The sequence below is a fragment of the Lactobacillus sp. ESL0246 genome (assembly GCF_003692965.1).
Classification (GTDB): domain Bacteria; phylum Bacillota; class Bacilli; order Lactobacillales; family Lactobacillaceae; genus Lactobacillus.
This window is the reverse complement of record NZ_REHC01000006.1, coordinates 282,805-294,228: the sequence shown is the minus strand read 5'-3', so window position 1 is coordinate 294,228 and position 11,424 is coordinate 282,805. Positions and strand designations below refer to the sequence as shown.

Annotated in this window: 7 protein-coding genes; 4 read left to right on the top strand and 3 right to left on the bottom strand. The window is 35.0% G+C overall.

What is annotated here, in order from left to right; genetic code table 11:
• Positions 1-706 precede the first annotated feature (706 nt).
• On the bottom strand, positions 707-2,422 hold the full coding sequence (gene ezrA, locus F5ESL0246_RS03205) for a septation ring formation regulator EzrA (RefSeq protein ID WP_122018071.1): 1,716 nt from the start codon (positions 2,420-2,422) through the stop codon (positions 707-709).
• Between the two features lie 423 nt (positions 2,423-2,845).
• Between ezrA and rpsD the strand changes: the two genes are divergently transcribed.
• The 3 genes from rpsD to F5ESL0246_RS03190 all read left to right on the top strand — a co-directional run bounded on the left by rpsD (position 2,846) and on the right by F5ESL0246_RS03190 (position 5,300).
• Positions 2,846-3,457: a 30S ribosomal protein S4 gene (rpsD, locus tag F5ESL0246_RS03200; protein WP_122018070.1), complete on the top strand. Its 612-nt coding sequence runs from the start codon at positions 2,846-2,848 to the stop codon at positions 3,455-3,457.
• Positions 3,458-3,522: 65 nt separating this feature from the next.
• Positions 3,523-3,993: a YueI family protein gene (locus F5ESL0246_RS03195; RefSeq protein ID WP_122018069.1), complete on the top strand. Its 471-nt coding sequence runs from the start codon at positions 3,523-3,525 to the stop codon at positions 3,991-3,993.
• Positions 3,990-5,300 carry a replication-associated recombination protein A gene (locus F5ESL0246_RS03190; RefSeq protein ID WP_122018068.1) on the top strand — a complete coding sequence of 437 codons (1,311 nt, stop codon included), beginning with the start codon at positions 3,990-3,992 and terminating at the stop codon, positions 5,298-5,300. The genes F5ESL0246_RS03195 and F5ESL0246_RS03190 overlap by 4 nt, the downstream gene beginning before the upstream one ends.
• 571 nt (positions 5,301-5,871) lie before the next feature.
• On the opposite strand, the gene F5ESL0246_RS03185 is transcribed toward F5ESL0246_RS03190, so the two are convergent.
• Together F5ESL0246_RS03185 and F5ESL0246_RS03180 are read right to left on the bottom strand one after the other, a co-directional pair.
• The gene (locus tag F5ESL0246_RS03185; protein ID WP_122018067.1) at positions 5,872-10,017 is read right to left on the bottom strand and encodes an SLAP domain-containing protein; all 4,146 of its coding nucleotides are present in this window, start codon (positions 10,015-10,017) and stop codon (positions 5,872-5,874) included.
• Entirely contained in the window at positions 9,944-10,444 is a 501-nt protein-coding gene (locus F5ESL0246_RS03180; RefSeq protein WP_122018066.1) for a YSIRK-type signal peptide-containing protein, read from the bottom strand. The genes F5ESL0246_RS03185 and F5ESL0246_RS03180 overlap by 74 nt, the downstream gene beginning before the upstream one ends.
• A gap of 670 nt (positions 10,445-11,114) precedes the next feature.
• Between F5ESL0246_RS03180 and F5ESL0246_RS03175 the strand changes: the two genes are divergently transcribed.
• On the top strand, positions 11,115-11,393 hold the full coding sequence (locus F5ESL0246_RS03175) for a hypothetical protein (protein ID WP_233551577.1): 279 nt from the start codon (positions 11,115-11,117) through the stop codon (positions 11,391-11,393).
• The last annotated feature ends 31 nt before the right edge of the window (positions 11,394-11,424 follow it).

The window sequence follows — 11,424 nt, the reverse complement described above, 5'->3', positions numbered from 1 at the left end:
TATAAATTCGCATAAAAATAAGCCACCACAGCCTAATGTCCATAGTGTCTTATTTATTTGTTGAAACTTGAAAAAGATATCATGTAATATTACCTATCTCCATCAGCAACAAAAATTACCCTAATGTAACAAGTTTTGTGGGCATTTTTATTGCACTTTGACTAAATAAAATTTATTTTCTAAAATGACACGTTTAAAATTGTAGCACAAGTTTAGTATATCGTAACCATTGAACATCCCTAAAAGCAAGCAAATAACAAATAAACCTTTTTTAGCATAAATTTTATATCTTAATAACAACTTATTTATTAATGCTTTACACAATTTTATTTTTTAAATTTCATCTAGCTTTTTAAGAAAAACAATTGGTCTTTGCTTAAAGATATTAACTATTTTTACATCTTGAAAAGATAAATGTTTTATAGCTTTGCAAAGACTATTAAAACTATACTGAGTAGTAATAAATTATCAGCAATATATATATATATATATCGTACTATAATAAAAAATAAAAACCAAATTAAAAGGACTGATCACACAGAATATCGAAAATCAGTCCCTAATTAAAATTTGTTAAACTTTCCTAGTTAGAGCACACTACAAGCTGCCTAATTAATGCTTTTTCTATTACTATTTTAAATCATGATAATTTTATTACTTTTAAAAGAGTTTCTAATCTAAATAAAAAATTCTCAACATCTTAGAATTAATTATTTTTCTTTTCAGAATAATAAAGGTTTTCAAGTCGTTGATATGAGCCGGGCTCCGCTTTTTCAATTGCAGTAGCAATCGTATCAAGAGCTTCCTTGTAGTTATATTCTTGACTATATAATTTCATTGTCTTTTGTTGAGCGCTTTTAACTATAGCGTTAGTCGAATACTTATTAGCATACTGCAGAGTTAATTCAACTAGATCTGCAGAGTTAATTATGTCATCTGCTTCACGTTTTAATCGTTCAACATCATCTGAAATTTGAATTAGTTCATTTGAAATTTTTTCCATATTAAGTCTAACTTGACTTAATTCTTTAGCAACATGACCAATTTCATTAACAACTAACGTATACATCTGGATAAAAGAATCTGGATTACCCGGTAATTTTTTTCGTTCTAAACGCCGATAAACCAATGACACTTCCTGTTTAAAGCGATTAATCGAATCATTGGCAACATTCTCAGAATCAAACAGGCCATCAACATCTTTCGACATCGTTTGTTGTTCCGCAGAAATTTCACGCAATCTTTCAATAACGCTTAACCATGATGCTTTAATACTAGAATAAACACCTTTACCATCAGCCAAGTTTTGTGTATCCACTGTATATTGACGATTCATATCATTAATTTCTTGCTCGAGTTTGCGACTAGTTGCTAGTTCACCATGTGTCAACTCATAACTTTCATCAATATGGCGCAACTTTTCAACTAGTTTTTTAGACTCAACCTGTTCATGTGCTAAGAGCCGTTGAATTTTATCTTGATTTTCTTCAACAAAAGGACGAGCCTTATATTCTTTAGTCAAAATATCATATAAGTTAGATATTCGCGATTTGATTTGTAAAACTTGCTGATTTAATTCATCAATTTTTAAATTCGCCAAAAGTTTGTCTGCAGCATCGACTTGTTTACGAATTTGCTTAACTTCATCTAACACATCAATTTCAGTAATATAATATTTAGATGATACCATTTTTTTATATGAGTCAGCTAATTCACTTAGTTGATCTTGAAAAACAGTATCCAACAAATGACGATTAGATCTTATTTTAGGTAACAGCGAATTAATTGAGCTTAAACTCATCTTGATCTTAGACAGAACACGTTTTGCCTCAACTTGATCTCCTTGAGCAGTTAAACTCTTAGCTTCAGAAAAATCATTTTCTAAATTTGTTAGTTCATTTTCAAGTTGATCAAGAGCTACGCCATATTCAAACGAATCTGCCAAAACAAGTTTCCGGATCTCTTGATAATTTTTGATCAGATCATCATATTGCATCTTATTTTCGCGATTAGATTCAAGTAGCTCTGTAAAAACTTCTTTTGTATTTTTGGCATCATCATATGTAGGCTGCATAATCTCTTGTGCCTGCTTAATTTGTTTGTGAGCTTTTATTAAATGATAATGCGCATTTTGCTCTGCAGACTGTTCCACCAATTTTTGAACATGTGGAATTTTGTTATTAGCTGCTTGCTGATAATTTTTACGCCACGTTGTTAATGTCGTCAGACTCTCACCTGCTAGATCCATTTTATCAAGGTTGATAATATCGGTTTCTAAATGCATTTCGGCAATTCTGTTAATCAGCTCATCAAGCTCAATAATTTCGTGTAGTTGCCTACGATTAACAATAAGCATAAATGCTATAATGACAATAATGATTAAAATTGCAATTATTACAACTATCGATTGGGTTGGTGACATAATCTTCCTCCAAAACTATCCCAATTATACCAAATTTATCTAATAGAGTGGTATACAGTTTTGTAAAAAAATTAAGATTAAGTTAGACCTTTAAAATAATACCGATAATCAAAATTATAGCACTTATTCTTAGCTTGATACTAACACTTTATAATTGTAGCTATGAAATAAACGATTAATTAATGCTCTATTTCAATAAAAATCGGTATATTTCCTTGCTTTACAAAGATTCAATCGTTATAATTGATAACGTGTAAAATATTTGCAGCCATAAGTGACAAGAACGTCAACATCTTAATACGTTTTAGTGAACGAGTAACCGACGCTGCAACAGGCGAAAATGAAAATTAAGATGCACGAATGTTGAACTTATATGTGATATTTTACTCCAAAAATTATTAATAGATTTTATTGGAGGATTTTATGTCAAGATATACAGGCCCAAGCTGGAAACGTTCAAGAAGATTGGGGATTTCACTTTCAGGTACTGGTAAAGAGCTTAGTCGTCGTAACTATGCGCCAGGTCAACATGGACCTAACTCACGTGGTCGCCTATCAGAATATGGTGAACAATTACACGAAAAGCAAAAGTTACGTTGGATGTACGGTTTAAACGAGCGCCAATTTAGAACTTTGTTTACACGTGCAGGTAAGATTCGTCAAGGTGAACATGGTACTAACTTCATGATTTTGCTTGAATCTCGCTTAGATAGTATTGTTTACCGTTTGGGTTTAGCTACTACTAGAGAACAAGCTAGACAATTAGTTAACCACGGTCACATCACTGTCGATGGTAATCGTGTTGATATCCCTTCATATGAGGTTAAAGTTGGTCAAACCATTGGTTTGAGAGAAAAAGCAAAAGGTATGCAACAAGTTAAAGATGCTCTTGAAGCTGTCGTAAATCGCCCATCATTTGTTTCATTTGATGACAATAAGATGGAAGGTTCACTTGTACGTTTACCAGAACGTGACGAGCTAGAACCAGAGATCAACGAAGCCCTTGTTGTTGAATACTACAACAAGTTACTTTAATTTCTTATTTAAAAGCCCTTTCCTTTTGGAAGGGGTTTTTTTACTATTTAAAAGGTGGTTTATCAATGGCTGAAGATTTAAATAAAAGAGTTAGTAACGCGGCTCAAGGAGTTACCCCTCAGACAAAACCCGACGAGCGGAGACGATTTTTGGGATCACTTCGAGAACGTGTGTTTGTCAGGATGTCTAATTCTGAAGTCCAGAATCCTAAGTTAAGAAAATTATTCTTGGATAATTTCAGTAATTATCTTAATTACGAAGTTTTAATTAATGGAAATATTGATGACGCTTTTTTAAATCAAATTGAAGCAAGTTGTGGCAAATACGATATCGCATTTACCTTGATAAATAATGAAACTGCAAGAACGGGCCTTGATGAGACTGCCGTTGTCGTGGTTAGTAAAACGGCCATTAACCGCCTACGCATTGAAATTAGTCAAGTTTACCCACCTGAAATAAGCAAAGAGGCGCTTCCAGGAACAAAAACGGCTAAAGGTGGCTTTTGGCATCGACTCTTTCATAGGTATAGGCAATGAAACCATTAGCATACAGAATGCGTCCCCAGACACTCGACGAAGTTGTCGGACAAACTCATTTAATTGGTCCTGGTAAAATAATTCGCCGGATGGTAGAAGCCAAGTTATTAGCTTCCATGATTCTTTATGGCCCACCAGGCATTGGCAAAACCAGTATTGCCAGCGCTATTGCTGGTTCCACCCAATACGCCTTTCGTCAATTAAATGCCGCTACCGATACTAAAAGGCAATTGGAACAAGTAGCAGCAGAGGGAAAAATGAGTGGTACTGTTGTTTTATTACTAGATGAAATTCATCGTTTAGATAAAGCTAAACAAGATTTCTTGTTACCATTACTTGAATCAGGACAAATTATTTTAATTGGTGCTACAACTGAAAATCCTTATATTTCAATCTCACCTGCAATTCGTTCTCGTTGCCAAATCTTTGAATTAAAACAATTAACTGAAACTGATATTAGTAAAGCAATTGACCGAGCTCTTACTGATAAAACAAACGGTTTAGGCAAATTTAGAGTTAAGCTGACTTCTGCTGCCCAAAAATTATTGGTTGAAAAAGGTAATGGAGATTTAAGATCAACCTTAAATGGACTAGAGCTTGCTGTTATTTCTACTCAGCAAGAATTAATTTCAGCGGGTAAAAAAACTGAAGATGGCTTTACAATTGACCAACAAGAAATGGCAAATTCAATTCAAATGCGAACGCAAAATTTTGATGCAAAAGGCGATGGCCACTATGATCTTATTTCCGCCTTTCAAAAATCAATTCGTGGTTCTGATACGGACGCTGCATTACATTATTTAGCCCGTTTAATTGAATCAGGAGATTTAATTGCAATTTGCCGACGATTAAGCGTAATCGCATATGAAGATATTGGACTTGCTAATCCAGCTGCTTGTCAACACACAATTCAGGCTATCACTGCTGCTCAAAATTTAGGGTTTCCAGAAGCCAGGATCCCCTTAGCAAATGCCGTAATTGAATTATCTCTATCACCTAAAAGTAACAGTGCAATTTGTGCAATTGATTCTGCTTTAGCCGATATACATAATAAAAATTATGGAAATATACCCAATAATTTAAAAGATACACACTACCGTGGTGCCAAAAATCTAGGACATGGAACTGGATACATTTATCCCCATTCATATTCAGGAGATTGGATACCACAACAATATATGCCTGATTTGTTATTAGGAAAGCAATATTTTTCTCCTAAAGGAAATTCTAAAATAGAAAAAGCTTTTAAACAGCAATATCAAATATTACATGAAATGCAAAATAAAGGTCTACACCAAAAATATTAAATCTATAAATTGCATCTGTCTCTAAAGTAAGCTAAGTCAATTTTAGAGTTTTTTTATAAAAACTTTGCAAGAAACGACTAAAAAGTCAAGAGATCGCTTTAGTATTTATAGTCTTTTTGGTTAAAACAAGAAATTTTCAAATATCTTTCTAATAATTAATATACTAGCATTTAAAACTAACTATATTTAACATTATTCAAAATTAAAAAACGCCACAACTGTCTGTTGTGACGTTTTTAATATTGTAAACTAATCATTTAAAATTAACTCTCTTAATATATTTACCTGTTCTGTCAATGTAATGCTTTGTTTGATTAATCCTAACATGGGCTACAATATGTTCTAATTAACTTACGCTTTCTCAGATTATCATATTGACTATATAAGTTTGCTTTATGCGCGGCATTGGGGGACCCCTTTACCTGAGCTTACGGCGCCACTTACTCCAGACGCATCTGCCACTTGATCTATCTTGGAATTCATCACTTCTTGAGTTTTATTAAACAAAAAAGAAGCTCCCCATTGCTATGAGAGCTTCTTTTATTATTTCAAAATAATTAAATTATCCTCCTTAAAAATTTCTCTTTTTAATATATTGGTTATGTCCAATTTTGTAGTACGCTTTACCATGAATTTTGACTGCATTGCCATAGGTTCTAATCGTCCTATGCTTCTTTAATTGCTTACCAGCCAAACGCTTACCATCTTTGTTATAAATATGACTAGCTACTTTTAACCGCCGTTTTGTACCAATAACATTCCCACTTGCCACATACTGGTTAGGAGCAATTTCTAGCAATTCACGACCGCTCACTACTTTTCTTTGTCCAATGGTAAATCTAGAACCGACCTGAAGAACAACTTGATTAATTCGTTTGCCTTCATCATTGTAAACATAAGAATTATGAACAATCACTGCATTGGCCGTTACACCATCTGCTACTTCTCTATTTGGTCTAGTAATAGATGGGGCAAAGTTAGCGACTTTGACATAGTGATTATTAATTGTTAGGTAATATGCTTTACCATGAATCTTAACAGGATCTCCATAAGTAATAACTGCTGTATTCTTCTTAAGCAATTTAGAACTAATTCGCTTGCCGTAGTGGTTATAAACAAAAGCATTATGAACCAAATTCCGCTTTTGTCCGACAACGTTGTAAATATCAACATATAAGCCATTATCAGTCAAGTAGAAATCATGACCATTAATCTTTTCTGTGCCATAAGTGGCAATGATTGAACCCTTCTTAGCAATTAACAGATTAGCTCGTTTGCCTTCTTTATTATAGAAGTAAGCATTGTGTTTTAAAGTCTTCTCTACGGCATTCGGAGTAGGTTTAGGACTAGGTTCCGGCACTTTACTGTCACCTGGATTTGAGTTTGAACTTGAGTTGCCATTTCCAGCATTAGGGAGAGGAATATTATTCGAATTACCATTATTATCCTTGCCTTCAGCTACCTTATTGATATCCGCAATACCCTGATTCTTACTGCTATTAATTATTGCTTGATCCTGAGCATTGTCGATCTTATCCTTAGCATCTTGGGCAATTTTATCAATCTGATCCTTAGCCTTTTGCTTATCCGTTATATCTTTATTGCTATCTACCTTGTCTTTAGCATCCTTAGCTGCTTCATCTACGGCATCCTTGGCTTTCTCTTTTACTTCAGCCTGATCATCTTTATTATCCTTGCCATCGGCTATCTTATTGATATCCGCAATACCCTGATTCTTACTGCTATTAATTATTGCTTGATCCTGAGCATTGTCGATCTTATCCTTAGCATCTTGGGCAATTTTATCAATCTGATCCTTAGCCTTTTGCTTATCCGTTATATCTTTATTGCTATCTACCTTGTCTTTAGCATCATTAGCTGCTTCATCTACGGCATCTTTGGCTTTCTCTTTTGCTTCAGCCTGATCATCTTTATTATCCTTGCCATCGGCTATCTTATTGATATCCGCAATACCCTGATTCTTACTGCTATTAATTATTGCTTGATCCTGAGCATTGTCGATCTTATCCTTAGCATCTTGGGCAATTTTATCAATCTGATCCTTAGCCTTTTGCTTATCCGTTATATCTTTATTGCTATCTACCTTGTCTTTGGCATTCTTAGCTGCCTGATCTATCTCAGCTTTAGCTTGGCTCTTTTGCTCATCTACACCGGTGCCTGCTTGATGCGCCTGATCAATGGCAGCTTTACCATCCTTTACGGCTGTATTTACTTCATCCGCATTTGTCGCCTTGTTTATCTGGTCATCAGCGGCTTGGGCGGCGGCGTCGACAGCCTTCGTTTGCTGCGTCTTTTCTTCCGCGGTCAAGCTCTGATCTTCCTGGATCTTTTGCTTGGTAGTTGCGGCTTCCTCCTTGATCGCTTGATGCGCGGCGCTCTTTTGCTCATCTACACTCAATATTTGTAAATCATAACTATGATCATCCTTATTTTCTGGATCATAACTGATAAAGTTCGCATATGGTACTAATTCTATCTTATCTCCAGGTTTAAGCTGGTTAACTTTATCTGCTGGAATTTCAAATTCAAAATAGCCATTCCCATCTACTTGAGCAGCAAATTCGTTTTGTGCTTCGATAACGTTTGTTTCACCATAAGGATTTGGATTTTTAATCGTACCAATATAGTTCTTATCATTCAATAAACTATTTGCTGACTCAAATTTGGCTCCAACATAGGCATATGTTCCTCCTGGTAAAATTTTACTAAAAATACCATCACTATCAGGACCCTCATTTTTATCATTATAATTTGTTATATGCCCTTTAATAATACGGCTACCATTCGCACCAGTAGTTACTGACACATTTTCAATATCTAAAAAGCCATCAGGATTGGCAGATTTAAAATGAATATTATTATAACCATCACTAAAGAATGTCTTATCACCAAAAGCAGCAATAATAATGTTTTTAAAGGCATCGTCAAAGGTCATATTGGCACCGATCAACCCCTTCGACACTAATAAGTTAATTAGAGCCTTATACTTAGTATCGGTAATGCTACTAAGCAATTCTGAAGTTATTTTTCTTTGACCATTGAGCAGGTTTAAGGCTGAAACCCCAATTATTGTACCCTTGTCAGTAACTTTTCCTCTATTTAGTTGTAATTTTGCAAACGGCGGTAGATTAAGTTCTTGATTGCTTATTCGCAAAACCTGACTAACGTTACTTAATGTGATCGTGTTTTGACCAATAATTGTAGTCCCCACTGCTTTATTATTCTGAGCATTCAAAATCAAGGACTGAGGATTATTAACGTTTAGGGTCCCTTGGATATCAACTAAAGTAATTACACCTGTTCCAGCGCCATCATCATTTGCATCACCATCTAATTTGATTTCAAAGGTACCATTATTGACATCAGCACTTCCTTTAATCATGAACAAGGTACCGCTATATTTTCTCATGTTGGTACCAGTTACTTTGAGACTACCCTTCGGATCAATCTTAAAGTTACCACCATTGTAGATTAAGTTACCGCTATTAGAGTCAGTGTTAATTGTCGAGATGTCACCGTTAGTTTGCACCTCAACCTGCCCACCAGTCTTAATATTAAAATTATTGGAACCCTTACTGATATAGATACCAGAAGCTTGCCGATTATCAGCCGTAGTCTGCTTAAAGCCAGCTTGACCAACATTAATTTGTAAAGTCCCATTAACATTAACGTTTAGATTCGAGCCATACATGTAGATACCATATTGGGCACCAGTATATTCGGCACTCCCTGCTGTAACTAAGTTATCTGCATTTTTTCCCGGATTTAAAACAACTTTAGCGCCAGCAGCAATATTTACCTTATTATATGATGAGAGACTATAACGACTACCTAATTCGATTACAGTTCCATTGTATGTAGAACCAGTAAAAGTACCATCATCAAAATCAATACTATTATCTGAATTCATTAACTCAAGCAATTGTTGATTATTAGCCAGAATAACAGTAGTTCCTGGATATGGCATTCGAACGGTTTCAGCATTGTTGGTTCCTTTAAAATGATAGTGCGTATGAGACGTTGCATGAGCCATCTGACTGCCATGAAAATCAATGTCTTTAAAGGTGACAGTTGCAACAGGAGTATTATCCGTATCAATCACACCATAATAATTAGCACACCAAAGTTCTAAATTGTCATAAGTGATATTGATCTTAGATGTACAAGTTAAACTTGTACCTTTATAATCAACCTTATGCTTACCGCCCTTTGATGTAATAAATAAATCACGTGGACGCGAGTTGCTGCTTGCAATTGGTATAAGATTGTAACCATCTGGAGCAGCAAAGTCATTCATGATATCAATTTCGGTAACGGTAGAGTCGCTTAAGGCTACAAGATAATCTTTCCAATTAGTTACCTCGCTGATCTTACCACCGTTATCATCTTGCGCATTAATACCCGACTTGTTGTTCTGATCCTGGTCAGTTGGGGTCAGTGGCTTGGTCCCATTATGATCCTGAGATGGACCAGTCATTTGTTTCCCCCGCGGATCTTTATTAGTTGGGATCTGCGACTTGGTAGTTTCGGTTGGCTGATCATCAGTAACCGTTAGTTGATTAACTGGTTGCGCAGACAAAGAACCAGTCTGCGCATTCGTATCTGTTCTTACACGCTGTGCTTTAATAGCACGAGGTGCTTTTTGAGCTGGCTGAGCGCTTGCTGTGGATCGGTCTTCTTTTTCTTTTACCTGCAAAAAAAGACTTTAAGCCTCGATAAGTACTCAAATCAGTTTGTGAGCGTTTTGCCCAAGTCTCAATGCTTTTCTTAGGGGCAATGGCTTGTTCATTTACATTAGCTGGCGTTCCAGTTGTTGGTTTATTAGACTTAGTTGGCGCTTGTTCTGTAACTGGTGCAGCAGGAGAGTCATTAATGTTATCTGCTACCAAAGGCACTCTCGTATCACTAGGCGCCCGCGTCTCAGCTGCCGGAGTATTGGTTCTAGCGTCTTCTGTTGGAGCAACTGTTTCAGCCTTTACTGCTTGACTATTCAAGCCGAAGAAAGTGAAACCTAACAACACCGAAGCAACACCAACATTCAATTTACGAATTGAAAAGTGATCTTGCTTCGCTTGCATTTCCATTTTTCTTAGACGTTCATTATAGTTATTTTTTCCTAACATAAAAAATCTCTTTCCTATTTAACTAAACCTATACAAAGAATTATTTTAAAGTCATGTACAAAAAATAGCAATATTAAAATTGTTTTTTTATGTATAATTTAAATAACTATTTGATTAGTTATTATTAAGAATAATACGCTAATAAATTTTTCATTTAAGCAGCGACTATTAGTTGGCAAGCTTAGTCTAAAATCAAAAATAACATTAAATAAAAATAACAGTAATTCACTTAAAATAATTAGACTAAGTTTCGTATATTGTTTTTTTAAGATAAATATTTTTCAGTTTTAGCTTAAACATTTGAAGATGAAATAAACATCATTACCTAACTATTTGAATAGCATTTTTTCATTCAGAGGGCTAATTAGTCATCTTCAGTTGCGGCCATTCTTGACAAATACCAGCAGATTGACTACTATAATATTGGTCTGAGTTGGCGACTAGGCTTAATTAGATAAAGTTGACCGGTCAAACTATCAACGTGCGAGTAAGTAAATAACTGTCGAATCGGAAAACTATCAATGTATAGGATCCATATTCGTTGCGCTACTGCTCATTTTTTGAACACTGCGGGTTCAACAGCACTTGTTTTGCCAAACTGCTTGTCAACTCAGGTTTTTTTGAAAGTTAGGAAACGGTCAAAGGACCGTTTTTTTATGGAGTAATTAAAATGCTTAAAGTTGTTATATCAATCTATCTTGTTGTATTACTCATAGCTGCTTGGTACCTCTGGCAGAAACGCAACGATCACTTTTTAATTTATAATAATCAGAACAAGACCAATTTTACTTCAATAATGGCCATCACGGCGATTGCCCTTGTTGTGGATAGCCTAATTGGCTTCGTTATATTGTTGCAAGATGACAAGTACCTGAACTTTATCACCTTAATTTTGAGCTGTTTAACAATTTTATTTTTTGGTTTAGCAATTAATCAATGGGATGAATAATCTAAGCAAAATTTGATAAAATGGGAGTAAG